Origin of the sequence: Terribacillus aidingensis (genome assembly GCF_040703035.1) — a bacterium.
Classification (GTDB): domain Bacteria; phylum Bacillota; class Bacilli; order Bacillales; family Amphibacillaceae; genus Terribacillus.
The window spans coordinates 899,440-925,612 of the sequence record NZ_CP159996.1; the positions used below are offsets into that span (position 1 = coordinate 899,440).

Annotated in this window: 29 protein-coding genes; 23 read left to right on the top strand and 6 right to left on the bottom strand. The window is 43.2% G+C overall.

What is annotated here, in order from left to right; genetic code table 11:
- Window positions 1–130 precede the first annotated feature (130 nt).
- The 4 genes from fucO (at window position 131) to pdxT (ending at window position 3,687) form a co-directional block, all read left to right on the top strand.
- A complete protein-coding gene (fucO, locus tag ABXS78_RS04935) occupies window positions 131–1,303 on the top strand; it encodes a lactaldehyde reductase (protein WP_366249167.1) in 1,173 nt (390 codons plus the stop codon).
- Window positions 1,304–1,544: 241 nt separating this feature from the next.
- Window positions 1,545–1,898, top strand: coding sequence for a hypothetical protein (locus tag ABXS78_RS04940; protein ID WP_366249168.1), 354 nt, complete (start codon window positions 1,545–1,547; stop codon window positions 1,896–1,898).
- 303 nt (window positions 1,899–2,201) lie between these two features.
- Window positions 2,202–3,086: a pyridoxal 5'-phosphate synthase lyase subunit PdxS gene (gene pdxS, locus ABXS78_RS04945; RefSeq protein WP_366249169.1), complete on the top strand. Its 885-nt coding sequence runs from the start codon at window positions 2,202–2,204 to the stop codon at window positions 3,084–3,086.
- 19 nt (window positions 3,087–3,105) lie between these two features.
- Entirely contained in the window at window positions 3,106–3,687 is a 582-nt protein-coding gene (pdxT, locus tag ABXS78_RS04950) for a pyridoxal 5'-phosphate synthase glutaminase subunit PdxT (protein ID WP_366249170.1), read from the top strand.
- Window positions 3,688–3,901: 214 nt separating this feature from the next.
- Here pdxT and ABXS78_RS04955 read toward each other — a convergent pair whose 3' ends face one another.
- Window positions 3,902–5,362, bottom strand: coding sequence for a PLP-dependent aminotransferase family protein (locus ABXS78_RS04955; protein ID WP_366249171.1), 1,461 nt, complete (start codon window positions 5,360–5,362; stop codon window positions 3,902–3,904).
- A gap of 101 nt (window positions 5,363–5,463) precedes the next feature.
- Between ABXS78_RS04955 and ABXS78_RS04960 the strand changes: the two genes are divergently transcribed.
- Both ABXS78_RS04960 and ABXS78_RS04965 read left to right on the top strand, forming a co-directional pair.
- Window positions 5,464–5,988, top strand: a complete 525-nt coding sequence (locus ABXS78_RS04960; protein ID WP_366249172.1) for a hypothetical protein — start codon at window positions 5,464–5,466, stop codon at window positions 5,986–5,988.
- 232 nt (window positions 5,989–6,220) lie between these two features.
- Window positions 6,221–6,547, top strand: coding sequence for a hypothetical protein (locus ABXS78_RS04965; protein ID WP_366249173.1), 327 nt, complete (start codon window positions 6,221–6,223; stop codon window positions 6,545–6,547).
- A 70-nt stretch (window positions 6,548–6,617) separates the two neighbouring features.
- Here ABXS78_RS04965 and ABXS78_RS04970 read toward each other — a convergent pair whose 3' ends face one another.
- On the bottom strand, window positions 6,618–7,445 hold the full coding sequence (locus tag ABXS78_RS04970; RefSeq protein WP_366249174.1) for a dihydrodipicolinate synthase family protein: 828 nt from the start codon (window positions 7,443–7,445) through the stop codon (window positions 6,618–6,620).
- A 153-nt stretch (window positions 7,446–7,598) separates the two neighbouring features.
- Between ABXS78_RS04970 and celB the strand changes: the two genes are divergently transcribed.
- The 5 genes from celB to ABXS78_RS04995 all read left to right on the top strand — a co-directional run bounded on the left by celB (window position 7,599) and on the right by ABXS78_RS04995 (window position 10,894).
- Entirely contained in the window at window positions 7,599–8,912 is a 1,314-nt protein-coding gene (celB, locus tag ABXS78_RS04975; RefSeq protein ID WP_366249175.1) for a PTS cellobiose transporter subunit IIC, read from the top strand.
- A gap of 168 nt (window positions 8,913–9,080) precedes the next feature.
- Window positions 9,081–9,665 (top strand): hypothetical protein, encoded by a 585-nt coding sequence (locus tag ABXS78_RS04980; protein ID WP_095223664.1) that lies wholly within the window; start codon window positions 9,081–9,083, stop codon window positions 9,663–9,665.
- A gap of 84 nt (window positions 9,666–9,749) precedes the next feature.
- On the top strand, window positions 9,750–10,037 hold the full coding sequence (locus ABXS78_RS04985) for a hypothetical protein (protein WP_095223665.1): 288 nt from the start codon (window positions 9,750–9,752) through the stop codon (window positions 10,035–10,037).
- A gap of 219 nt (window positions 10,038–10,256) precedes the next feature.
- Window positions 10,257–10,418, top strand: a complete 162-nt coding sequence (locus tag ABXS78_RS04990) for a hypothetical protein (RefSeq protein WP_366249176.1) — start codon at window positions 10,257–10,259, stop codon at window positions 10,416–10,418.
- On the top strand, window positions 10,415–10,894 hold the full coding sequence (locus ABXS78_RS04995) for a GNAT family protein (RefSeq protein ID WP_366249177.1): 480 nt from the start codon (window positions 10,415–10,417) through the stop codon (window positions 10,892–10,894). The genes ABXS78_RS04990 and ABXS78_RS04995 overlap by 4 nt, the downstream gene beginning before the upstream one ends.
- 18 nt (window positions 10,895–10,912) lie before the next feature.
- On the opposite strand, the gene ABXS78_RS05000 is transcribed toward ABXS78_RS04995, so the two are convergent.
- Both ABXS78_RS05000 and ABXS78_RS05005 read right to left on the bottom strand, forming a co-directional pair.
- On the bottom strand, window positions 10,913–11,923 hold the full coding sequence (locus tag ABXS78_RS05000) for an STAS domain-containing protein (protein WP_366249178.1): 1,011 nt from the start codon (window positions 11,921–11,923) through the stop codon (window positions 10,913–10,915).
- A gap of 283 nt (window positions 11,924–12,206) precedes the next feature.
- A complete protein-coding gene (locus ABXS78_RS05005; protein WP_366249179.1) occupies window positions 12,207–13,055 on the bottom strand; it encodes a YitT family protein in 849 nt (282 codons plus the stop codon).
- Between the two features lie 231 nt (window positions 13,056–13,286).
- Here ABXS78_RS05005 and ABXS78_RS05010 point away from each other — a divergent pair, with 231 nt between their 5' ends.
- The 12 genes from ABXS78_RS05010 to gdh all read left to right on the top strand — a co-directional run bounded on the left by ABXS78_RS05010 (window position 13,287) and on the right by gdh (window position 24,848).
- The gene (locus ABXS78_RS05010; RefSeq protein WP_366249180.1) at window positions 13,287–14,285 is read left to right on the top strand and encodes an acryloyl-CoA reductase; all 999 of its coding nucleotides are present in this window, start codon (window positions 13,287–13,289) and stop codon (window positions 14,283–14,285) included.
- 116 nt (window positions 14,286–14,401) lie between these two features.
- Entirely contained in the window at window positions 14,402–14,542 is a 141-nt protein-coding gene (locus ABXS78_RS05015) for a hypothetical protein (RefSeq protein ID WP_366249181.1), read from the top strand.
- A 143-nt stretch (window positions 14,543–14,685) separates the two neighbouring features.
- Entirely contained in the window at window positions 14,686–15,552 is an 867-nt protein-coding gene (locus ABXS78_RS05020) for a GAF domain-containing protein (RefSeq protein WP_366249182.1), read from the top strand.
- Between the two features lie 315 nt (window positions 15,553–15,867).
- Window positions 15,868–15,993 carry a hypothetical protein gene (locus tag ABXS78_RS05025; RefSeq protein ID WP_366249183.1) on the top strand — a complete coding sequence of 42 codons (126 nt, stop codon included), beginning with the start codon at window positions 15,868–15,870 and terminating at the stop codon, window positions 15,991–15,993.
- The gene (locus tag ABXS78_RS05030) at window positions 15,990–16,460 is read left to right on the top strand and encodes a GNAT family N-acetyltransferase (protein WP_366249184.1); all 471 of its coding nucleotides are present in this window, start codon (window positions 15,990–15,992) and stop codon (window positions 16,458–16,460) included. The genes ABXS78_RS05025 and ABXS78_RS05030 overlap by 4 nt, the downstream gene beginning before the upstream one ends.
- A 23-nt stretch (window positions 16,461–16,483) precedes the next feature.
- Window positions 16,484–17,020, top strand: coding sequence for a hypothetical protein (locus ABXS78_RS05035; protein ID WP_366249185.1), 537 nt, complete (start codon window positions 16,484–16,486; stop codon window positions 17,018–17,020).
- Between the two features lie 226 nt (window positions 17,021–17,246).
- Complete coding sequence (locus ABXS78_RS05040; protein WP_366249186.1) at window positions 17,247–18,647, top strand: cytochrome ubiquinol oxidase subunit I; 1,401 nt, start codon at window positions 17,247–17,249, stop codon at window positions 18,645–18,647.
- Window positions 18,634–19,650 (top strand): cytochrome d ubiquinol oxidase subunit II, encoded by a 1,017-nt coding sequence (gene cydB / locus ABXS78_RS05045; RefSeq protein ID WP_366249187.1) that lies wholly within the window; start codon window positions 18,634–18,636, stop codon window positions 19,648–19,650. The genes ABXS78_RS05040 and cydB overlap by 14 nt, the downstream gene beginning before the upstream one ends.
- Window positions 19,650–21,371 carry a thiol reductant ABC exporter subunit CydD gene (gene cydD / locus ABXS78_RS05050; protein ID WP_366249188.1) on the top strand — a complete coding sequence of 574 codons (1,722 nt, stop codon included), beginning with the start codon at window positions 19,650–19,652 and terminating at the stop codon, window positions 21,369–21,371. Before cydB ends, cydD begins: the two co-directional genes overlap by 1 nt.
- Window positions 21,358–23,091 carry a thiol reductant ABC exporter subunit CydC gene (gene cydC / locus ABXS78_RS05055; RefSeq protein WP_366249189.1) on the top strand — a complete coding sequence of 578 codons (1,734 nt, stop codon included), beginning with the start codon at window positions 21,358–21,360 and terminating at the stop codon, window positions 23,089–23,091. The genes cydD and cydC overlap by 14 nt, the downstream gene beginning before the upstream one ends.
- A 94-nt stretch (window positions 23,092–23,185) precedes the next feature.
- Window positions 23,186–24,046 (top strand): GRP family sugar transporter, encoded by an 861-nt coding sequence (locus ABXS78_RS05060; RefSeq protein WP_366249190.1) that lies wholly within the window; start codon window positions 23,186–23,188, stop codon window positions 24,044–24,046.
- A 16-nt stretch (window positions 24,047–24,062) separates the two neighbouring features.
- The gene (gene gdh, locus ABXS78_RS05065; protein WP_366249191.1) at window positions 24,063–24,848 is read left to right on the top strand and encodes a glucose 1-dehydrogenase; all 786 of its coding nucleotides are present in this window, start codon (window positions 24,063–24,065) and stop codon (window positions 24,846–24,848) included.
- A 37-nt stretch (window positions 24,849–24,885) separates the two neighbouring features.
- Here gdh and ABXS78_RS05070 read toward each other — a convergent pair whose 3' ends face one another.
- Entirely contained in the window at window positions 24,886–25,626 is a 741-nt protein-coding gene (locus tag ABXS78_RS05070; protein WP_366249192.1) for a glucose 1-dehydrogenase, read from the bottom strand.
- 5 nt (window positions 25,627–25,631) lie between these two features.
- Window positions 25,632–26,138, bottom strand: coding sequence for a YfcE family phosphodiesterase (locus tag ABXS78_RS05075; RefSeq protein ID WP_366249193.1), 507 nt, complete (start codon window positions 26,136–26,138; stop codon window positions 25,632–25,634).
- Window positions 26,139–26,173 lie beyond the last annotated feature (35 nt).

A 26,173-nucleotide genomic window follows, 5' to 3' on the forward strand; every position in this document is an offset into this window, starting at 1 on the left:
CCATATTAAGTGTAATTTAAAAGCCCTTTATGGCGAATTAAGTACGCGTAGTATATATACACATAGCTTTACGAAGCAACTAAAAGGAATCAACCAGTCTCTTAAAATAATAAAATGGAGGTCTTTGAAAATGGCTTATCGTTTTATCTTGAATGAAACTAGTTACCATGGTGCTGGAGCTATTAACGAAATCGTTGGTGAAGTGCAAAATCGCGGATTCCAAAAGGCATTGATTGTTACGGACGCTGATTTAGTTAAGTTCGGTGTAGTTAAAAAGGTAACTGATTTACTAGATGACGCTAACCTGCCATATGACATCTTTGACCAAGTGAAGGCTAATCCGACTGTTGCTATCGTCAAAGCTGGTGTCGAGGCCTTTAAAAATGCGGGTGCCGACTATATTATCGCTATTGGGGGAGGATCTCCTCAGGATACTGGTAAAGGTATCGGTATCATCATCAATAACCCGGAGTTTGCTGATGTAGTTTCCTTGGAAGGCACTGCCCCAACAAAAAACAAAGCAGTTCCGATGATTGCGGTTGCTACAACAGCTGGTACAGCTGCTGAAACTACTATCAACTACGTTATTACAGATGAAGAGAAACGCCGGAAGTTTGTTTGTGTCGACCCGCACGATATTCCAATCGTTGCAGTCGTTGATCCTAACATGATGTCCTCCATGCCGCATGGGTTATCTGCTGCCACTGGGATGGATGCGCTGACACATGCTATTGAAGGATATACGACACAAGCTGCTTGGGAGCTTGCTGATACGTTAAACTTAAAGGCTATCGAATTGATTTCCCGTTCACTTCGGGATGCTGTCAATAACGATCCAAAGGGCCGCGAAGACATGGCACTTGGTCAATATATGACAGGTATGGCTTTCTCTAACGTAGGTCTTGGCGTGGTGCACGGTATGGCTCATCCATTAGGCGCATTCTATAATACGCCTCACGGTATAGCCAATGCTGTACTGCTGCCATATGTTTTGGAATTCAACAAGGATTACACTGGTGAAAAGTACAAGGAAATCGCTCGTGCAATGGGGGTTGAAGGAGTTGATGATATGACGCAAGACGAATATCGTCAGGCTGCTATCGAAGCTGTCCGTCAATTATCCATTGACCTTAATATTCCTCAAACATTGGACGAGATTGGTGTAAAAGAGGAAGATCTCGATGCGTTAGCAGAAGCTGCTATGGCTGATGTATGTACAGGAGGTAATCCACGTCCATGTACAAAAGAGTCGATTCTTGAAGTTTATAAAACTGCCTTCTCACTTCCTGTAAAAAATAATTGATTTCTGCTTGGTCGAATTGAATGGTAAAGAAAAGGTATCTGTAAACGCAAGTGTTTACGGATACCTTTTTCTGTTGCGAAGTTCATGTACACTTATTAAATATTGTAGAAAAAATTATAATAGATTTATATCCGGATACATATATAAACTGTTCAGCGCTTTTCTCTGCTGCTGCACCCTAAATCAGAATATGATGATTGCATGTTTTGTCTGGCACTGAAGGAATAACAATATGTAAGGCATGGAGGAGAAGAAAATAACTGTATTTAACTTCAAGATAGAAACACAATATTGGCTTTCCAATGAGGAAGAAGATTTATGCTCGCATGGAGAGATACATTTGGAAGTGGATGGTACTGTCATTACACAAGCTGGCAGGGGAGAAGAATGGGGAATTAGTGAATCAGCTCTAGCTTTACTTCGGACATTGAATGCGGACTATATTAGTCATCCAGAGTGTGAGGAAGGGTTAATTCTCCATGGTTGTGGGGCGATGCTGATGTCTGGATGTCCAATCTCTTCCACTGGTCAGTTCAGCACAGAGGCGGCGAGGTATTTCTGTCAGATTTCGTTAAATTTACAAGCGCTAGTCTGATAGAAGGAAAGGTCGTATACCAAGATGTAAGTGTATCTGTTAAGAAAACTTTGTATAAACAAAAGATCTTGCAGTTTGCAAAACAAGCAAAAGCATTATTCGAGAGTTCGCAGGAGAAAAAGATAGACGAGGAGTTCGACCTGGAAATGTATGAAGATTTCTGGAAAGAATATAACCACCTTCTGCAAAAGCATTCAACAGACTGAATTGTTATACTCCAACCTTGCGTGTTATACCCTGATGATATGTACAATACTCCTATCAAACTTTTCCGACAACGGAAGAGAAATAGGAGGAGTCAACATGGCGAAAACAGGAACAGACTTAGTAAAACGTGGTATGGCGGAAATGCAAAAGGGCGGCGTTATCATGGATGTCGTAAATGCAGAACAGGCAAAGATTGCTGAAGAGGCTGGTGCAGTAGCTGTTATGGCACTTGAGCGTGTGCCTTCTGATATTCGTGCTGCTGGCGGCGTTGCGCGAATGGCGGATCCGACTATTACAGAAGAGGTATTGAATGCTGTTTCTATCCCGGTCATGGCTAAGGCTCGAATCGGACATATTGTGGAAGCTCGTGTGCTGGAAGCGATGGGCGTCGATTATATAGATGAAAGTGAAGTGCTAACACCGGCAGATGAAGAGTTTCACTTGAACAAGCGGGAATTCACTGTACCGTTCGTATGCGGAAGCCGCGATCTTGGTGAAGCTGCCCGCCGTATCGGGGAAGGTGCTTCTATGCTTCGTACAAAAGGAGAACCCGGAACAGGTAATATCGTAGAAGCTGTACGTCATATGCGTAAGGTGCAATCCCAAGTACGCAAACTAATATCCATGGATTTGGATGAAGTAATGACATTCGCCAAAGATCTTGGTGCACCATATGATGTATTGCTACAAATTCGTGAAGCAGGCAAGCTTCCGGTCGTAAACTTTGCTGCTGGCGGTGTGGCGACTCCTGCAGATGCCGCACTAATGATGCAGCTTGGAGCGGATGGCGTCTTTGTTGGTTCCGGTATCTTTAAGTCCGATAACCCAGCGAAATTTGCAAAGGCTATCGTTGAAGCAACAACACATTATCAGGATTATAAACTGATTGCTGAGCTTTCCAAAGGACTTGGCACACCGATGAAAGGAATCGACATCGCAAGCCTATCTCCAGAAAATAGAATGCAAGAACGCGGCTGGTAAAGGAAAGGGGATCTGCTCAATGAAAATTGGTGTGTTGGCACTTCAAGGTGCAGTGCAGGAGCATGCGCGGACAGTAGAAGCCGTCGGAGCAGAAGCTATTCTCGTCAAGCGCGTGGAACAGCTGGCAGAATTGGACGGTTTGATTTTGCCAGGCGGTGAGAGTACTGCCATGCGCAGATTGATAGATCGCTACGATTTCCTAGAGCCTTTAAGAGCTTTTGGTGCAGCTGGAAAGCCAATCTTCGGTACGTGTGCGGGTATGATTCTTCTAGCAAAACGGATTAACAATCAAGAGACGAGTCATCTTGGCTTGATGGATGTGACAGTGGAACGAAATGCTTTTGGCCGTCAGGTGGACAGCTTTGAAACGGATCTTGAAATTAGAGGCGTGGCAGAGGATTTTCCCGCGGTATTTATCCGTGCACCGTATATTCTTGAGGCAGGACCTGGTGTGGAAGTGCTGAGTGAAGATACTAGGCGTATTGTAGCTGCGAGGGATGGGCATTATCTGGCTACGGCATTTCATCCGGAGCTTACTGGAGATACTAGATTAATGGGGTATTTCCTTGAGATGGTAAAAGACGCTGCCGTAAAAGCTTAAATTGCATTCAAATTAAACGAAGATCGCTTTGCGATCTTCGTTTTTTTGCTATTTGTATCTCTGTAATCTGTAGTATATAAAAATTTTTTTCTCATTGGATACTTTGATATATCAGAATGAACTGGGGAATTTGAATATAATCCTTGGTTAAAAAGCTATCCCAATCGGATAGCTTTTTTTATCACTACAAGGAGATGGGCTGCCTCCACTGCTTTCAAAAAGAAGGCGAAGAAGAGCTTGCTGGCTGCATTGCTTGCATAATGTCGCAGAGAATCATAACGCCTTCCCGTAATAGCTTTTCATTAGCATACGAGTAGCTGAGACGGAATGTGCTATGTTCATTTTCAATGGCAAAGCAAGCTGAACCGGTCAGGAAGGAGACATGACGCTTGGTCGCTTCATATAAAAGGACATTACTGTCCAGCCACGCGGGCAGCTGGATCCAGACATTCAAGCCGCCTTTTGGAATATGCCATGTTACACCAGATGGTGCCTGCTCTGACAGTACTGCCAGCACGGTATCACGACGTCTTTTCAAAGCAGCCCGCAGCCGTTTTAAGTGCTGTTCCATCTTGGTTGAGTCCACTAATGGAAGAATTACTTTTTGAGGCAGGAGCGGACTGCCCAAATCCATGTTTGCTTTTGCGGCATATAGTCGTTTGAAGATTGATCCTGAAGCTGCAATAAGGCCGATCCGGCATCCAGGTGCAATTGTTTTACTTAAGCCTTTTAAGTAGATGACATGTCCTGTTTTATCCATACTTTTGATTGGCAACGGGGGCTTGCGGTCAAAGTAGATATCACTGAATGGATCATCCTCCATGATCAGGCAATGATGGCTCTCTGCGATGTCGAGCAATACTTTACGACGCTGCAGCGGCATGATAGTTCCAGTCGGGTTATGGAATGTTGGTGTTGTGTAAATCAGTTTTGGTTTGTGTTTTTCACATAAGCTATGGAGCATATCTACGCGCATGCCATTTTCATCAACCGGAACTGTAAGGATTGTTGCGCCGCGGCTGCGGAAAACATCAATGGCACCTGGATAGGTCGGTGCTTCCATGATGACAACATCCCCAGGGCCGATAAACGTACGGGCCACAAGGTCGATACCTTGCTGGGATCCGCTTGTGATCAGCAAATTTTCTGGCGTGGTTATGATTTTGGATTTCTCCATGTTTTGAACCATTTTCTCACGTAGTGCCAGATCTCCTTGTATGCCGCCGTACTGCGATAGAATACGGGGATTTTGCATAAATACTTGTGCAATCAACTGATCCATGTATTGATTCGGAAATAAAGCTGGATCTATCATAGAGGAAGAGAAATGATAACTCGCATCCGAATCCTGAAAACGAGCATATTGGGAACGGTGCAAATAATCGGGTATGCTCAGCTGCCAGTCAAAATCCTGTCCAGGTATACTTGGTTCTGATTGCTGCTGTGTTTTTACATACGTGCCTTTTCCCTTGCTTAATTCCAGAAATCCATCTTCTTCAAGCTGTTTATACGCCTTCATAACCGTGACGAGACTTACCTCAAGATCTTTAGACAGCTGTCTGACAGTTGGCAGCTTTGTTCCGCCTGATAATAAACCAGAACGGATTTTATCTACGAAAGAAACATATATCTGTTTGGAAAGCGGGATAGCTTCATTTTTATTGATTGTAATCATTTAGATTGCCCCTATGTGTTATAGCTTGTTATAGTGTGCTGTTAGTATAACATGTTTCTTATATACTAGGTGATAGACGAACAAGAGGGCAGGTGGACGACATGACAGAAAAACATTATCTAGCCGCAAATAAAAGATTCAAGCAAGGTGAATATGGAAGCAATCCATTGTGGGTCCTTGCGGAAGAAATAGATGAAGCTGAGTTGGAAAATGCCTATTTCAGACAGGTACATGAGTGCATGGGGCAGAAATACTGGCTTATTTATAAGACGAAAGAGGATTGTCTTGGTATAACGATAGAACGTCGAAAGGAACTTATCCTACCGCATGTTACCAATAAGTTTGTGTATGAATTGGAATGTGCTGACGAAAGGCTTTCTTATGAAGCTCTTTTCCGCTTTGTGGATGAGCAACTCGGTTATGGAGAGAAGGTAGAGCTATATACTTGCTGGGATGGGGAAGAAGATGCTGACCGTCTTACAGTTTTTGATACTGTGATTAATTTGACTGCTGGTCTATATATTTCCGGTGGAGCGTCTTTTGCGATACGCAAAGAAAATCAGATAGCTGATCTGGCTCGGAAATTCAGATGGTATGATCGGCAGTATGTTGTGATACAACGTTGATAGAGAATTACTTTTTTTATTAAGAATTGTGTTCATTGGACTTAATAAATGCGCAGATAATGTTTCTATGGCCTGAGCTTCATCTGTACCATCTGCTGTCACTTAAAAGATTTATGTTATATATACTTAAAAAAGAGAAAGAGCATCAGCCTTTCTCTCTTTCGCATTCACTTCTTTAGAGCTGAACTAGGAAGGGCATCTATGATCATTGACGCGACGGCTAGGGAGACTCTTGCAAGTCACTGGAAAGCGTGTGTGTGGAGATACAAGAACAATCGCGATGGATTTTTGGGCAAGTCTTGAACACAAAATATACTATAAATATGAGAAAGATATACCCAACCGGCTGGCAAGCGAATTAAAAGCAGCCGCTGATTCTGCGTCCGCATTGGATGATAAGATGGAGAAAATCCATAATGAAGTGAAAGAGCTTAAGAATGAAAGCTTAAGCGAACAATTAGATGAAGTTCTCGATTTAAGCAGTTTGACTGCAACCCGGGACAAGATTATGCAGGGAATACTGCAGCAGCTAATAGATAAGCCAAAGAAACTAAACTAATTGCACAGGTAAGAAAAAGGTCCGTTCATGTAATGATGAATGGATCTTTTCTTTACTTGTATTAAAATGATTAACTATTTCCGAGAGGTTTTCTGCATGTACCTAAAGTAGTGCCTTGATGACCCAATTCCCTCTTTACATTAACAATGGGGGAACCATTGTAGATGGCGTTTAAGGTGACAGTTATATTATCCATTTCTTCCTGTTGTATTGTGTTTCCTGACAACAGATTTTCAAACCATGATTGAATTTTAATAGGAGCTATGTTGCCGGCAATAGAGGATAGACGCGTAAAGCCATATTGTATCTTTTGCAAAAGATCCCGCTCTCCTCCAGCGTAAATATAAAACGTTTTTTCTGATAGGTTATGCAATATATCGGAAGCTTTGTTTGGATTGCCCGCTTCTTTTAAGCCAATCACTGATTCTAATCGTGCAAGTTCAAGTACACTTTCAATGGATAAATCAAAGCCTGTACGAGCGGGGTTATTGTACAAGATTACTGGTTTCTCGGCCAAAGAAATAATACTTTTCGAATACGTTAGCGCTTCGTGCTGAGTAGGTAAGAGGTAGGGAGGATAGCCTAAAAGAATGGCAGCAATATTGGTTTTACTGATTTCTTTAGCCAGTACTTCAGCTTCAGACTGTCTGATGGATGAAATACCGAAGATAATTTCCATTTTATGAATGAGTACTTCTTCGTTTTCTAACGCTGTTAAAAGCTCGATTTTTTCATTCAGACTAAGGCTATGCTGCTCACCAGTAGAGCCGCAAACTAGTACAGATCGTATACCTTGATCATATAGTCGTCTTATGTGATTAAGGGTATTTTTTGTGTCTAGTGTTTCGTCGTCTTGAAATGCAGTAGGTACAGCGATATGATAGTTTTCCTTCAACATGGGCTTAACTCCTCCTGATAAATTATAAGGATCTGCTGCTCCACCATAACCTAGTTTATCAAGATTTGTATAGAAGATAATTGGGCAGAAAAAATTTCATCATTTTGAAAGCGTTTACATAAACTGCTGTAAATCCGCTGAGGAGGTACAGTCATGAGTAAAGTGAATCAGTTCCTGGAGGAGAAAGTAATGCCAGTTGCTGCGAAGGTAGCGCAGCAGCGACACTTGAATGCACTCCGTGATGGACTTATTTTATCAATGCCTCTTATCATCATCGGTTCTTTCTTTTTAATTCTTGCCAATTTCCCGATACAACCGTATATGGATTTCCTAGCTGAACGGCCGCAGCTCAAGGAGGGCTTATTGTACCCATATCGCGGCACGTTTGAATTGATGACTTTGATTGCCGTTTTTGGGATCGGCTATCGTTTGGCTGAGTCATATAAAGTGGACCCTCTTGCGGCTGGTGCTGTATCTTTATCAGCATATTTCGTCGGCACACCATATGTAACGTATATAATAGGCAAGACACCAGAAGGTGTGGATATTACCGAGACAGCTTATCAGACAGCGATGTTCACAAGTAAAGGACTATTCGTGGGGATGCTGATTGCGCTGCTTTGTACAGAAATTTATCGATTCATTGTACAGCGCAATTTGGTCATCAAGCTGCCAGACGGAGTACCGCCGGCAGTCGCTCGCTCTTTTACCGCTTTGATACCAGGCTTTTTTGCGATCATTGCTATCTGGGTCATCCGCTTACTCGTGGAAAACGTCGGTTCCTTCGGCAGTATCCACAACGTCATTACTGTGCTGCTTCAAAAACCGCTCACATCCATCGGAACGAGTCTTGCTGGTACACTAATTATTTTCTTATTGATCACATTGCTTTGGAGTACTGGTTTACATGGAGCGACAATTGTCGGGGCAGTAACAGGGCCAATTTGGCTGACGTTGACAGCAGAGAACGCCAAATCCTTCGAGCTTGGCGAACCTGTTCAGCATATCGTCACGAACGAAATCAATGATATTGTCTTTATCGGAGGTTCTGGAACAACCCTGGGCCTTGTGCTGGCAATGCTATTGTTCGCGAAAAGTCAGCAGATGAAGCAGCTTGGCAGACTAAGTATAGGACCTGGTATATTCAATATCAATGAACCGGTACTATTCGGGATGCCTATCGTCATGAACCCGCTCCTGATTGTACCCTTTATATTAACACCTCTCATCTCGGTACTGATTACGTATTTGGCTATGGACTGGGGAATCGTTGCAAAGCCAATCGGAATCGTACCTCCGTGGACAATGCCGCCTATATTACAAGGCTATTTGATTACGGGCAGCATATCCGGGGCAATTCTGCAGATTGTCATTCTTATTCTATCATTCCTTATTTATTACCCATTTTTCCGACTGTGGGATAAACAAAAAGCAGCGGAAGAAAGAGCAGGAGGAGAAGAGCAGTAACTGCTCTTCTTGTTACATAGAAAACCTTAAATCTGAAGAAGGTGTGAAAAGATAAGGATCGTGGAATGGTAACTTAGGGAATCTTTCAATATAGAAAAATTGAAATATTTGCAGGAAATAGCACAATCAATCGAGAAACAAGTAGAAAAAGGCTATAGGAGGGGAATTATGACGACGTCGTACGAGGCATTAGTGGCAGAGATGGAACGCATTTCGACAGTGATACAGAAGTTTCCGGAAAATCTGCAAGGCAAGGTTTTCGACATAATGGTAAAGAGCTATCTTGGGGAGCAAGGTTTTGGATATGAAGCGGCAGCAGCAGAGGAACCAGAAACAGAAACAGTACAGCACATATCGGTCGTCGACTCCAATCGAGTCCAATCAATCAAGAAGCGTCCGATCCGCCGGAACAAGGACTCCTATAGCATGGTGAAAGATCTTGACCTGCTAGGTAAAAGCGGTGTGGAACCATTCCGTGATTTCCTAGAGCGATATGAAGTGAATTCCAATATCAAGTTCAATACAGTGGCAGTCTACTATTTGAAGAATGTCCTGCATATACCGGATGTGACAATCGATCACATCTATACATGCTATAAAAATGGCGAGCGGAAGGTGCCAGGAAATCTCAGGCAAAGTATTACAGATACTTCCAGTTCTAAATATGGCTATATCAACATGAGTGACAATCATATTACGCTCAGTGTCCTAGGAGAAAATCTTGTGGAGTTCGAACTGAAGCAGGAAGCATAATTCTAGTTTGAAGAAAGCGCAAACAAGGAATATATAATCAGAGCGTTACTGAATCATCACAAATGAGTGGAGGGAAGTAACAAGATGAAGAAAACAAATATTGGATGGATTGCAGGAGGAACAGTCGCAGTAGCCGCAGCAGCAGGTACCTTTTCTTATTTAAAACGCAAGAAGGATGATCCGGACGTGACTGGCTCGAATTTGCAGGGTAAAGAGCGAGAGGATAAGATTCCTAGTCCGGATGCTGAAAAAGATGACGCAGAGAAAGGCTTGACTGCATTGGACCACCATTATCGGGAAGAGTGGGTGGCTAATACAATCACACCAACTGAAGAAGAGATTAAAGCAGCAGAAGAAAAAGTGAACAAATGATCCAAAGCCGGCTATGAACATCTCATAGCTGGTTTTTTGTGTGCATATGAACTACAAAGATATTGTGTGACGGTTTGGAATTTTTTTAAGCTATCCTTCCTATCTAGTCAGATTAATCCCTGTAACTATACGAAGCTATTAGTTGTAAGATGTTCTTGGTTTTCCATATGTTTTATATCTATAATGGAATTAAATTTGAAATAGAGAGGTTAAAATACCATGACAGCAATATCCTTTTATACTGTTGCCATCATTGCGCTTATTCTGCTGATTGTGATAGGTGTTATCACTGGTATCTATCTAGTATTTAGAACGTACAACCGAAGACGGCAGCAGGCTTATATGGCAGAATGGCAAGCAGCTCGGAGGCAGCGAGAATGACAAAGTATTCGATTGTACCTATGACACAATTACAGGCAGAATCGATTGCGAACACATGGAGATATGAAGGTATTTATGCTTTTTATGATATGGACCAAGATGAAGAAGACATGGCTGAATTCCTCGATCCTGCAGCCAGAGAAGGAAAAGTTTTTGTGGTGACACAGATGGAAGAGGTCATCGGCTTTTGCAGTATCGAATCAGAAAATGAGGAAGTAGAAATTGGATTTGGTATGCGGCCAGATCTGACCGGGAAAGGCAACGGGCAAGATTTTGTGTCATTTCTGCTTGATTACATCACAAAAGTATATCATCCGAAAAAGATCTGTCTTGCCGTAGCTGGTTTCAACAAGCGGGCTATTACGTTGTACGAGCGAATTGGTTTCCGCCTTACTGAAAGTTTCGATCAGCAGACAAATGGTTCGGTATACCCATTTATTATGATGGTGCTGGAAGTGAAAAACCTCTCCAATTAATGGAGAGGTTTGTTATTTTCATATAATCTGTTTACCCATTTGCCCTAAAGCATAATGAATCCCGTGCTGCAATGTTTGGAAACAGTCGAATGTTGCAAGTGAGATGCCGGAGTTGGTAATTTGCAAGCCAAGCTCTGGTGAAATTCCGACAAGTAATGTCTGCGTACCAATCAAGGATGAAGCCGATCCAACCTTGCTGATAAGGTTCGCGGTATACTGGCTGACGTCCTTATCCAGTCCTGTCAAATCGAGGAGCAGGTATCTTGCTTTATATGCAGGCAAATTCTCGAGCGTTTTAAATAGCAGTTCCTCGGATCGCTCTTCGTCATATTTTCCAATTAAGGGAACGACAACAACATGATCAAGTACAGGAATGATCGGGGATGATAAATCACGCACCAGCTTTTTCAATTCCCTTGTCTTATCTTCGACAGTCGCTTCCAATTCCATGATTTTCTGTGATTCTTTTTTCCGTGCTAACTGATGGATATTCTCTGAAACTGTAACATCTGAAGGGAAGTAATGGATGATGGTGCTTTGATAGCCTTCCAATTGATAATGCTCCACCTTGTACCATACATTTATTCCGAACATACCGCTGAAGATGCCAGCGTAATGGGCTGGCAAGAAGCGGCCGCCTTCGGTTTTTCCTTGAGAAACATTTATTTTATGTTCCCAGCTGTCAACCAGCTCTGCTGTCAATGTATGTTTTTCGGGATCAAGATCCTTGATTATAGTCCTTCCCCAGCCTGCAGAAGCATACGTGTTTGTAATGAGTTCCGCAGCTTTATGGATTCCAACATCAGGTTTATTTTGGAAATACTCTCCAACAACAATTCCTTGCCGATATCCTGTTGTTTCAAAAACAAGGTTGGAAACCTCTTCTCCGGAAATCTCCTCTATCGTATCAAAAAATTCACGCATAGCACTGGAAATCCAAAATAGTACTGCATCTTGTTCTTCATATATGAATCTGCCTTTATCCAGTTCCCAACCAAACTGGAGGCCGCCAACTTCTATCTTGTCCAATGGTTCCGTACTCCTTTTTCGGGCGAATTATAGTCCAAGTATCATTATAAATTTTATGTAGATACAATGCCAGTTCTTTGCGGTCACGCAGTAAGTCTTATACTATCATTTCTCTATATCGGGCCAATATACTAACAATAGCACATATTATGGATGGTTGCTGGAATGCAATCCATAATTCTCAATACGATTTACTAGTAATATACGTACGGTAATTACCGTTGGCTAACTGCACAGGAGATATGTATAAAATAAGAGCGTGCCGAATGGACACGCCCTTGTCTCATTTTGTAATATCCATAAATCCTTCACCGAAAACGTCTCGTACGTCGTATAATGTAATAAATGCTTTTGTATCGATAGAGCGGACTATTTTCTTCAATGGAAGCAGTTCCTGCTTATTGATGACAACATACAGAATTTCTTTCTGGTTCTGTGTATAGTACCCACGTCCTTCCAGCAGCGTAACACCTCTGTCGAGCTGTGTGGAAATTGTTTTGGCGATCGTATCTTTCTGATTGGAAATGATGAACACAGCTTTCTTTGGATTTAACCCTTCAATCACGAATTCCATTACCTTAGTTGCGATATATAGCATAATTACAGTAATCAAAAGCTTCTCTGTACCGATGATGAACCATGAAGCTGCCACTACGATCAAATCGAAGAACAGCAGGGCAAAGCTTGTGTTCCAATCAAGATACTTATTTGCAAGACGGGCAAGAATTGCAGTGCCTGCTGTCGTGCCGCCTACTTTAAGTACAAGTCCAATGCCGACACCTGCAAATAAACCGCCGAAAACTGCGTTTACTAGTACTTGATCAGAAGCTATTTCCCAGCTCTCTGTTATATGAAGGAAAATAGAATTGAGTATGACGACGATAATTGTATAAAAAACGGTCTGTTTGTCTAGGAATCGATATCCTATGATAAGCAAGAGTCCATTCAAAATTAAGTTCATGATACTCGGAGCCCAGCCAAGAGCATAAAATAAAATTATAGTAACACCTGTTACACCGCCTTCACCCAGCTCACTTGGAATAGCGAAGATATTCACTGCCAGGGCAAATAGAAAGGATCCAGCCATAAGGAATACGAGGTCTTTGAGGAAGTGCTGCTTTATCTGTTTCATCTGATAACCCCCTTTTAAAATGTTGTTTCTTCTCTGATAGACCACGAGATTATATCACACTGCATTATAGCTTGCCATATTACTTGACAAGATTCTAAAAGAATATCTGCCGGTTTCATTGCGGATAAAGAAAGGGTAATTGAATATAAAAAGTGAAATTTTAGCAAAATGCGCATAAATTGTGTCTGATTATGAAAAAGATTAGTATGTAGATAGTAGGAGGGTATGCAGATGAATGAAACATTTAAAGCGTTAATTGCAGATAAACAGGGAGAAGACTTCTCGGTCCAGGTGAGGGAATTGACCGTTGACCAGTTGCCGGAGGGAGAAGTATTAATCAAGGTCCACTATTCTGGCGTCAACTATAAAGATAGCCTAGCAACGATACCAAATGGAAATGTAGTGAAGTCTTACCCGATCGTACCGGGAATAGATTTAGCTGGAGAAGTTGTCACTTCCGAAGATGAGCGATTCCAGCCGGGTGATCAAGTCATTGCCACGAGCTATGAAATCGGGGTTGCTCGTCATGGTGGTTATAGCGAGTACGCAAGGGTGCCGGCCGAATATATTGTCCCATTGCCGGAAGGGATGACGACGAGAGAAGCAATGATCATTGGTACAGCAGGGTTTACAGCTGCACTTTCCGTTCAACGCTTGTTGGAGAATGGTTTGAATAAAGAAAACGGTCCAGTACTTGTTACAGGAGCGACCGGAGGAGTCGGAAGCTTCGCGGTAGCTATATTGTACAAGCTTGGCTTCGAAGTAGAAGCAAGCACAGGTAAACTAGAGGAGCAGGAATACCTCAAGGAGCTTGGAGCTACCCGTATTATTTCGCGTGATGAGGTGTATGACGGCAACCTCAAACAGCTTGCCAGCCAAAAATGGGCAGCAGCAGTCGATCCTGTTGGCGGAGAACCTTTAGCGGCGGTCCTCAGCCAGCTCAAGTATAATGGATCTGCTGCAGTGAGCGGATTGACAGCAGGAGGTAAGGTTCCGACTAGTGTCTTCCCATTCATCCTGCGCGGAATCAACTTACTTGGAATCGATTCGGTCTATTGCCCGAAACCAACTCGCGATAAAGTATGGATGCAGCTGGCAACCGCTTTTAACCCAGGAGATTTGGAACGATTCGTGATAGAAGAGCTGGCATTGGAGCAATTGCCAGATGCATTACCTAATTTATTGCAAGGTCATGCCCGAGGCCGATATCTTGTCCGTATCGAAGAATGAGTGTGACATTTGTGTGTCATAGAATTTGAACTGTTTGTGAACGTCGTCACAAATTGTTTCCCTCTGCGATCAATCATGGCATAATCATAATCAAATGACTATGTGAGGTGCACAAAATGATTTATCTATTAATTGTGTTCGCGGTGGCTTGTGTTGTTGGCTGTTTTGCAACTTGGATGAAGATGGTCAAACAAGACGAAAATCAATTTGCAAATGTGACGGAAACTCAGACAGAAACATATAAAAAGGCTAATTAAATGTAAAAAGCGCGCTGTTCAATCAGCGTGCTTTTTTTATATGACAATATTACTAACTTTTCTTCATAAAATGGGTTATAACATTAGCTGATTAGGGTAAAGGTATGATATTCGAATGATGCTTAAGGAGAAAGGTACTGGAAATGAAAACAGTTGCGGAGATGACCAAAAGTGTAAGTGCTTTTGATAATTTCGATGAAGCGGCACAGGGTGTGCTGGATATTATCAGTGAATTCGTGAAGATTAATACACTATTTATCGCTAAAAATGATAGCGTTCATAATGAAATCATCAAAGTTGTAAATCAGAAAGAGACGCTCCTGCAGGAAGGTGAAAAGCTTCCCTTTAATGAAACATTATGCAAGCTTAGTGTGGATCACGGGAGAGAAATACTAATAATTCCCGACTTGGCGAAAAGCGAACTTTCTCAATCGCTTGAGGTAGCAAAGAATCTTGGAGGCGGCAGCTTTATCGGGATTCCGATCTATTTTGAGAACGGACAGAATTACGGAACCATTTGCGGACTTGACTCGAACTCATTTCCGTTTACAGAGGAACACATCCGACTATTTGAAACGATGGCTTCGCTTATGACTTTTGTACTTGAGCTTGATAATGCAAACAAGCAGATACAAAATTTATCAGCACCATTTGTTCCGATTACTTCTGGGGTAGCAGTGCTTCCGATTATCGGATTCATCAATGAAGATAGAGCAGAAAAAATAATTCAGCTATCTCTGCAGAAGAGTCTGGAGCTGAATTTAGACTATCTTGTCATCGACTTATCTGGTATCTCTCAGATTGATCATGTGGTGAGCAGCTCACTTCTAAAGATAGCCACCTTGCTGAAGCTTATCGGTGTGACCCCAATTCTGACCGGATTCCATCCGGATTTAGCATTGAAAGCATTATCCCTGCAGATGGAATTAAAGGACATTTTTATCGAAGCCAATTTGGAGCGTGCATTGAATAAAATCGGATTAAAATTGGAGAAACGTGATAGTTTGTAAAACTAGACAAAGATATTTGTCTGGTTTTTGTTTTAGGTTTGGCCCAGATTGGAATGGATTTAGCATTTGATGGAAAGGGAGAAGTATAGCGCTGTTAACAAATTTCATGTTAGCTGGGGTTTTTGAGCGTCGGGCTTCTCGGTAAGTCTTATGCATTTGTTTCAGGAGGCATTATCTATCATGCTATCAAGGGACAAATGCAGGAGCAAGGAAGATTAGCGGCGTTTTTGTATTTCTGTATACCTTGTATTCTCTATACATTTGTTTGGATAATGGTAAAATAAGGAGGGTTATCTAAACAGAAGGAAACCCTGCTTGCTGGTCAAAGTAGTGCAGGAGTATGCGCGTTTACATAGTACGAATCAGATCCCGAAGCATGACGGAATGGCTCAAAGTAACGAGCTGATTTTCGAAAGGGAAGCATATGAGGTGGAAGTATGAGAATCAGGGAAATTGAAGAAAAAGATAATCAGCAAGTCGAGCAGCTGATCCGGACTTGCTTAAAGGAGTTCGGTGCCGATAAGCCTGGAACAGCTTGGAGTGATCCAGATTTAGGTCGTTTCTATTCCTTCTATCAGCAGCCTGGTTCGAAGTATTGGGTTGTGGAAGAGGAAGGAACGATTGTTGCCGGATGCGGTATTGGTCCCATCGAAGGACACCCGGAAGTTTGTGAACTCCAGAAGATGTATACAGCCAAGAATACACGCGGGACAGGTATAGCACACGATATGCTGCTAACAGCACTTACTTTTGCTAGCCAGCATTATAGTCGCTGTTACTTGGAAACGCTGAGCAACATGACTGCAGCAAATCGTTTCTATCTGAAGACAGGCTTTCAGCGTTTGGACAGGCCTCTGAGCGAAACAGAACATTATGCTTGTGATGTTTGGTATATCAAGGATTTATAATGTATCGAAAGGAAGGCGAACTCTTGCACGTCAAACCAATCGTAACGCAGCTGGAAGCGAATGAGATTGTTTATGCTGTTGGGGGTTCACTGCTGCTGTACTTAAAAGGGCTGCCAGTTAGTCCAAATGATATGGATATACTAGTAGAGCCTGAGCAGTTTGCCCGTGCAAAAAGAACACTTCAAAACATAGCGGTCATATCGGAAGACAAGCTGCCGCTGGACCGGTTTCAAACGAAGTCATGTACAACCTTCACTATGTCAGATGGTTTACAAGTGGACTTGATGGCAGGTTTTGCCGTTTCCTATGGAGGTAATGTTTTAGAGATGCCTTTTACTGCTGTAAGGGATCAGACAATTGCCGGTGTACTGCCGCTAAGCAGTATGGAGGCATGGTATATTATGTACTGGTTGTTGCCCGGAAAAGAAGGTAAACGTTCTGTAATGGAGCAATACTTCCGCAGAAGCGGGCTAAAGGATCGGCATTATTTACAGCAAGCACTCGAATTTGAATTACCGGAAGGTGCCTCCGCGGCAATTCAAGATTTATTAACAATATGAAGAAACAGAACTCAACTTAAGTCATAATAAATTCATAGTAACTACTTGAAATCCCTTTCTAAAGGGATTTTTTTGTTTGTTAACAAAGCTGTGACGATTACGCCACAAATTGTTCAATATTTCACAATCCCAAATAGGAAGACAGGAGTATACTAAATGTAACAGGACATTGTGACTAATTTCACATAGTTTCCGATAAAATTATGAAAAGAAAGAAGGCGGCAAAATGGATGTTGTAGAGCTTTCGCGTATCCAATTTGCATCAACGACGTTGTTCCACTTCCTATTCGTTCCGTTAAGTATAGGATTGGCATTCATCATTGCAATCATGGAAACATTGTATGTTGTCAAAAAAGACGATAAATATAAAAAAATGGCGAAGTTCTGGGGACATATATTCCTGATCAACTTCGCAGTCGGTGTTGTCACCGGTATATTACAGGAATTCCAATTCGGGATGAACTGGTCGGAATACTCCCGTTTTGTAGGGGATGTTTTCGGTGCACCGCTTGCTATTGAGGCACTGCTGGCATTCTTCATGGAGTCCACTTTCCTTGGTCTGTGGATTTTTGGTTGGGATCGCTTGCCAAAATGGGTGCATGCATTATGTATTTGGCTTGTGTCCCTAGGTACGATTTTCTCCGCATTCTTCATTCTGTCTGCGAACTCATTCATGCAGCATCCAGTCGGAGAAGTATTGCAAAATGGCAGACTTGAGATGAATGACTTCTTGGCAATCATGACAAATGGTCAGCTTTGGGTCGAATTTCCGCATACAGTCTTCGGTTCGTTCGCGACTGGTGCATTATTCATCGTAGGTATTAGTGCTATAGCTCTTTTGCGTAAGAAACATGTGGAATTCTATAAAGGTTCCTTTAAGGTTGCTATTGTTGTCGCTTTGATCAGTGGTATCGGTATCGCATTATCCGGTCACGAGCAGGCATTATATCTTGTGGAAACACAGCCAATGAAAATGGCTGCCAGTGAGGGTCTTTGGGAAGACAGTGCCGATCCTGCACCTTGGACAGTATTTGCCAATATCGATACCGAAGCGAAGGAAAATACAGGAGAACTTAAAATCCCATATGTGTTAAGTTTCTTATCTTATGGTACATTCAGCGGTTCAGTAGAAGGCATGAATTCCTTGCAGGAACGTTATACAGAGCTATACGGACCTGGCAATTACATCCCGCCTGTCAAAACGACATTCTGGAGTTTCCGTGTCATGACAGTACTAGGCGGAGCAGTTCTAGCTCTATCTATCTGGGGTGCTTATCTTTATGCACGTAAAAAACTCGTTAATAGCAAATGGTATCTGCGCTTGATGATCGTTGCAATCAGCTTCCCGTTTATCGGCAACTCTGCGGGTTGGATCATGACTGAAATCGGTCGTCAGCCATGGGTTGTATTTGGATATATGAAAACAGAGGATGCGGTCAGTGCTGGTGTCACAGCTGGAGAAGTTCTTTTCTCCCTCATCACTTTCTCGGCCATGTACTTGATTCTGTTCGCGGTCATGATTACTTTGTTCGTCCGTGAAATCAAAAAAGGGCCGGAGCATGATGTAGAAGAAACAGAACCAATCGCAGACCCATTCACGAAGGAGGGTCAACATGCTTTCTCTTAATGAATTTTGGTTTATCCTTGTCGCTGTTTTGTTCGTTGGCTTCTTCTTCCTGGAAGGCTTCGACTTCGGCGTCGGGATTGCAAGTAAATTTGTAGCTAAAGATGATTTGGAAAAACGCGCTTTCATCAATTCGATCGGCCCATATTGGGATGCGAATGAAGTATGGCTTATCACAGCTATCGGAGCGATGTTCGCAGCTTTTCCGAACTGGTATGCCTCTATGCTAAGCGGTTTTTATCTTTGTTTCGCTTTCATTTTGTTCGGTCTGATCGGCCGCGGGGTGGCATTCGAGTTCCGAGGCAAAGCTGAGCACCCGACGTGGCGCAAGACATGGGATTGGGTGATTCTCTTCGGCAGTATCATTCCGCCGCTTGTTTTCGGTATCATGTTCACTGCGTTGATCCAAGGTGTACCGATTGACGAGAACATGCACATGCTTGCAGGTGTGTCCGATGTTATCAATGTCTATACAGTTCTTGGCGGTGTCACGTTGACAATGCTTTGCGTATGGCACGGTCTTATCTTCGGAACACTACGTTTAATGGATACGTTACGTGAACGCTGCCGCAGTGCAGCGAAAAAATTGCTGCCAATCAACGCAATTTTATTGGTTGCATTCCTTGGAATGACATTCTTTAAAACAGATATGTTCAGTGTACATGGAAATATTTTAGAGTATCTATTCATGGTCGGTATTCTTGTGTATATCGCATCTGGCTACTTCATCACAAGAAAACGTGATGGCTGGGCATTCCTGATGTCTGGTTTAATCATGATCCTGTTGATTGCTTCTGTGTTCATTGGTCTATTCCCGCGGGTAATGATCAGTTCTATCAGTGAAGCTTACAGCTTGACTGTACAGTCAGCATCATCAGGAGATTATTCATTGAAAGTCATGACCTATATCAGTTTGGCATTGCTGCCATTCGTGTTAGGCTATCAAATCTGGAGCTACTACGTTTTTCGTAAACGTGTAGATCATAAGGAGCATATGGAATACTAATGGGCAGAAATTTAATGGCTTATAAAGGAATAAAAACGGTGCTGCTAGGGCTATCCGCATTGACGCTGCTGCAAGCTGTGGCCATTATCTTTCAAGCGAAATGGCTGGCGGAGGCCATCACGCACCTATTCCATGGGGAAATCTTCACTTCCCAAATCCCACTTATAGGCTGCTTTATAGCAGCCTTTCTTGCTAGGCAGCTTTTGCAGCTGATCATCAAAAAAATATGTTTCCGCTTCGCAGAAGCAACTGTTGAAGATATGCGGAAAGCATTTTTGGAAAGTGTATTCAAGCTTGGACCACGCTACACGAAACAGGAAGGAACCGGGAATCTGGTTACCTTTTTGCTGGAGGGAGCAGGCAAGCTCCGCGACTATCTGGAGCTGTTTTTGCCAAAGCTCGTTTCCAATATGATTACACCATGGCTTGTACTAGTTTATATCTGGCTGCATGATGGTATTTCGGCTGTCATTTTATTGGTTACCATTCCTATCTTGGTAGCTTTTATGATTTTGCTTGGCTTAGCCGCACAGAAGAAAATGGACAGTCAGTGGAAAGCTTATCGAATGCTTTCCAATCACTTTGTGGATTCGTTAAGAGGATTGGAAACGTTGAAATTCCTTGGTCGCAGCAAGGAACACGGTGAGACGATCGAGAAAGTAAGCGGACAGTATCGCAAATCCACGTTAGGTACATTGCGGATTGCGTTTCTTTCCTCTTTTGCGCTGGATTTGTTTACGCAGCTTGCGATCGCTTTCGTCGCCGTGACACTTGGTCTGCGGTTGATTGATGGAACACTATTGCTGGAGCCAGCATTGATGATCCTCCTGCTTGCGCCAGAATACTTCCTTCCGATTCGTGAGGTTGGGAATGATTATCATGCTACGTTGGATGGTAAGGATGCAGGTGACCAGATGCTTGCTGTTATCAAGCTTGCCAAAGAGAAGCATAAAGGAAATCAAGCAGGTGTTTGGGGAGAAGACAGTGAGCTTGTTTTAAATGATGTGACTGTTATGTACGACAATGATCGTCCTGCTTTGTCAGACTTAAAGCTAAGCATCAAAGGGAATCAGAAGGTCGGTTTAATTGGGGCAAGTGGTGCCGGTAAGTCAACTTTCATTGATTTGCTGAGCGGGTTTATTGATCCCGTTTCCGGTCAAATGGAGCTGGATGGAAAGCCTGTGGACTTCTCATCAGAAGCTTGGCAGGAACAGACAGCTTACATTCCGCAGCACCCATTCATATTCCAAGGCAGCATCAAGGACAACGTAAGATTTTATGCGCCGGAAGCTTCGGATGAACGAGTGGAAGAAGCGATTGGTCATGCTGGTCTCAGGGAGGTTGTTGATAGGCTGCCTGAAGGATCCGACACCTTGATTGGGGAAGGAGCCCGCAACTTAAGCGGCGGTCAGGCACAGCGTGTTGTCTTGGCAAGGGCATTTTTGAGTGACCGTTCGATTGTCCTTTTGGATGAACCTACAGCGCAGCTTGATATTGAAACGGAATATGAATTAAAAGAAGTCATCGAGGAGCTTGCGGCAGACAAACTATTGTTCTTTGCATCGCATCGACTTCATTGGATGCAGGAAATGGATCTAATTGTTGTCATGGATAACGGAAGAATAGCGGAGTGTGGCACGCATGAACAATTAATGGCAAACCGTGGCTTATATGTCCGCTTGCTGAAAGCACAAATGGGGGATAATCATGAAGCATCGTGACTGGATTATGCCATATGTTAAACAATATAAATATCGCATGCTGACCATTCTGCTGCTGAGTATGCTGACAGTAGGTTCAGCTGCGGCATTGATGTTCACATCTGGCTTTTTGATTTCTAAATCAGCACTTCGGCCGGAAAATATCCTGCTCGTATACGTGCCGATTGTACTCGTTCGGGCATTTGGTCTTGGTCGCTCTGTATTTCGCTATTCCGAACGACTGGTGAGTCATGATTTCATTCTCCGCGTGCTGGCAAAGATGCGGACTAGGCTTTATCATCTGGTCGAGCCGAAGGCAGCTACGAGCAAGTCGATGAAAACGGGAGAAGTGCTCGGTATATTGGCCGAGGATATCGAAAGCTTGCAGGATTTGTATCTGCGTACGATTCTGCCGACTGCATCCGCGGTCCTTCTATATGTGATCAGTATTTGTGCACTCGGTTACTTTAGTATTGGATTCGCTTTACTTATGGCGATTTATTTCTTCGTGCTGGTTGTTGTGATGCCGATTTTCTCTCTTTTGCATATGCGTGCGGCCAATCAGGCATACAAAAAGGATAAGGACCAGCTGTATCAATATGTAACAGATGGTTTCCTTGGTATACATGACTGGCTTTTGAGCGGGCAAAAACAGCATTTCTTCAGCCGCTTCTTCAAACGTCAGGAAACACAGGACAAAGCTGATAAACGGTCGAAGAACTGGTCATATTATCGTGAATTCATCGGACAGATCGTTGTTGCTGCCATGCTGATCACGATGCTTGCTTTCGGTGCCAGTCTGTTTACGGATGGACGAATAGCAGATGTATTCATTGCTGCATTTGTACTTGTCATCATTCCGCTGTCCGAGGCGATTTTACCTGTTTCGAATGCTGTGGAAAAGTACCCTCGGTATGAGGAATCATTGAATCGTGTCACCAAGCTGGAATCAGATCAGGACACAACCGTTGAGGCTGTAGCCTATGAAGGTTCATTCGAAAATGTACAGCTGACTATGAATAGTGTGGATTTTGGATATGAAGAGCAGGGGAGTGTTATCAAAAACCTATCTCTCGAACTGACACAAGGTAAGAAGATTGCCATTATCGGTAAGAGTGGAGCGGGTAAATCAACATTGCTCAAGCTTTTTCAAGGGATGCTGGTACCAGATTCCGGAACTGTACAAATCAATGGATATGAAGCATCATCCATTCGTCCTGATATGATAAAACTTGTTTCTGTATTGAATCAAAATCCATATCTTTTCTATACAAGTGTGGCGAATAACTTGCTTTTGGCAAATGAAACAGCAACAGAAGCAGAAGTGAAGGCTGTTATGAAACAAGTCAAATTGCATGATTTAGTAGCCAGTCAGCCAGAAGGCTATCAGACATCCATGCAGGAAACCGGGCAGCGCTTTTCAGGCGGAGAACGTCAGCGTATTGCGCTGGCACGGGTACTGCTGCAGGATACACCGATTGTCATGCTGGATGAGCCGACTGTGGGACTTGATCCGATCACTGAACGAGACCTGCTTGATACGATTTTCAATAGCTTGACGGGTAAGTCCTTGCTGTGGGTAACACATCATCTGGTCGGAATGGAACAGATGGATGAGATCATATTTATGGAAGAAGGAAAAATCAAAATGCGCGGAACACATGCACAATTGCTGCAGGAATCAGCGCATTATCGCAAATTATACGAGCTGGACCGGCCGACGGCACTCCAGCATGTGTGATCCAAAGCTTTATAGCTTTGGATTTTTTTTATGCATAAATCGATAGAAAGCTCATCATACTACCGGTAAAGCAAAATCGAAATGGAGTGACGTGATGGATATCCTTCTTGCCGTCCTGCCTGCATTGTTCTGGGGCAGTATCGTGTTATTCAATGTCAAGCTTGGCGGGACCCCTTATCACCAAATCCTCGGTACGACTATCGGTGCATTGTTGCTCTCGATTGTACTGTATTTCTTCGTAAGGCCGGAATTGACCGGATTCATCTTCTTAATTGGGTTTTTATCTGGGGTGTTCTGGTCACTTGGTCAAACCTTCCAGTTAAAAAGCGTACATGCAATCGGTGTTTCTAGAACGATGCCGATTTCGACTGGTGCGCAGCTTGTTTCCACTTCCCTATTTGGAGTGATTGTTTTCGGTGAATGGAATACGGCAAGATCTGTCATTCTCGGAATTCTGGCATTATTGCTCATTATCATTGGTGCAATGCTCACTTCCAAACGTGCTAAAGGAGAACAGACGGACGAGGCAAGCCGGGGCGCGTTCCGAAAAGGTCTGATTTTCATCGCTATCTCAACAGTTGGCTACCTCGTATACGTTGTCATAGCCAGACTCTTCGGTGTCGATGGGTGGACAGCTTTATTCCCGCAGGCTGTCGGCATGGTAGCAGGCGGAATCATCCTGACGGTGAAATACAGACCGTATGATTTTTACACCATAAAGAACATCATTCCAGGTTTGATATGGGCGACAGGAAATATGTTTTTGTTTATTTCACAGCCGCGCGTAGGCGTAGCGACTAGCTTTTCTTTATCTCAAATGGGAATCGTCATATCCACGCTTGGCGGTATTTTTATATTAGGAGAGAAAAAAACGAGGGGCCAGCTGATCAGTATCAGCATCGGAATCATCCTGATCGTTATTGCCGGTTTCCTATTAGGCTATACAAAATCATAATGAAGGAGAGTTTCATATGTATCCAAGTTTGCAAGGGAAAGTAGTCGTCATCACAGGTTCATCTACTGGTCTCGGGAGAGCTATGGCTTTGCGCTTTGGCCAAGAAGGTGCCAAAGTAGTCGTGAATTATTACAATAATGGCGAGAAAGCTGATGAGGTAGTCCAAGAAATCAAAAACAGCGGCAGTGATGCAGTAGCCATACAAGGAAATGTAATGGTGGAAGAGGACGTTAAAAAACTTGTTCAGACAGCCATCGATTCATTTGGTAAATTGGATATCATGATTAATAATGCTGGTGTCGAAAACCCGGTTCCTTCCCATGAATTGCCGCTGAAGGATTGGGACCGAGTTATCGGAACGAATTTGACAGGTGCCTTCTTAGGTTCGCGTGAAGCATTGAAGTATTTTGTTGAAAATGATGTAAAAGGAAATATCATCAATATGTCCAGTGTACATGAAATGATTCCTTGGCCATTGTTTGCACATTATGCTGCTAGTAAAGGCGGGGTAAAGCTCTTGACCGAAACGTTGGCACTGGAATATGCTCCGAAACAAATTCGTGTTAACAATATCGGGCCAGGCGCAATCAATACGCCAATCAATGCTGAGAAATTCGCAGATCCAAAGCAAAAAGCAGATGTAGAGAGCATGATTCCGATGGGTTATATCGGAAGGCCAGAGGAAATTGCAGCTGTTGCAGTGTGGCTTGCTTCTGATGAATCCAGCTACGTGACAGGTATTACATTATTTGCAGATGGCGGTATGACCAAATATCCAAGCTTCCAGGCAGGAAGAGGCTGAACATTAAAAAGACAATGCCCTCGTGGGCATTGTCTTTTTAATGTTCATAAATCATTTTGCGTGTCATGCCGCCGTCTACAACAATATTTTCACCGTTGATGAAGTTATTTTCAGCTGATGTCAGGAATATGCATGCTCTGGCGATATCTGATGGTGTTCCGACACGTTTTGATGGGTGCTGATCATGATCGACAGGACGCAGACTATCATATTCCTTCGTTTCGATCCAGCCTGGGCTGATGCTGTTTATCGTAATGTAGTCATCCTGCAATGACATAGAAAGTGCATGCGTAAGAGCGACGATGCCGCCTTTAGTAGCAGCGTATGCTTCCGTATCAGGTTCCGACATGGTTGCGCGAGTCGATGCAATGTTCACGATCGAGCCGCCTTTTCCGCTTTGTTTCATATATCCTGCAGCTTCTCTGCTGGCTAGGAAAGTGCCGCGCAAATTTGTGTTGATGATGCTATCCCATTCTTCGACCTCTAGATCAAACATATTCTTGAACGCACTGATACCAGCGTTGTTAATCAAAATATCAATTTGCCCAAAATGGTCAAAGACTTGCTTCATAAAGTCAGTCACGTCCTGGTGATTCCGCATGTCGGCCTGAAGGGCGAGTCCTTCTCCTGCCATTTCCTGTACAGTTTGTTCAGCAGCTGCATGATCCAGATCAACTGCAGCTACTTTTGCTCCTTTAGCGGCATACTGAAGAGCAACCGCCTTTCCGATTCCATTTCCTGCTCCAGTAACGACAACTACTTTGCCTGTAAAATCCATTACATTCATCCTTTCTTATCTTTGTAAAAAATATGTTTTAAAGACCATGTGCCATCTTCTTGAACAATCAATTCGCCGAATGAGAATAGCTCCTGCCGCCGTTTATCTGTTGGTGAGCCGGGATTGAAAAGAACAAGATCCGCTTCTTCCTTATGAATGGGAATATGTGAGTGGCCGAAGATAAGCAGATCAATATGTTCGTCTTCAAATGCTGCCATCGCGCGCTGTTCAGTCGTTTTTCCTTTCCCGTGTCCGTGTATTACCCCAACCGTCACTCCATGAAAGGTAAGGAGCTGTTTTTTTGGTAATGTATCAATAAGCTCGGGACTGTCTATGTTTCCGGAAACAGCTGTAACTGGAGCGAAAGATGCAAGGGAATCAAGAACCCGGCTATCCTGAAGATCACCAGCATGGATGATATGGTCAGCCTGCTCCAGATGGGGGAGCAGTGCAGCTGGCCAAACCTTTGCCATACGCGGCATATGTGTGTCAGCTAAGATAGTGATTCGCATCAGCTTCCCTCCAATCAATCTCATAATACCCTAAA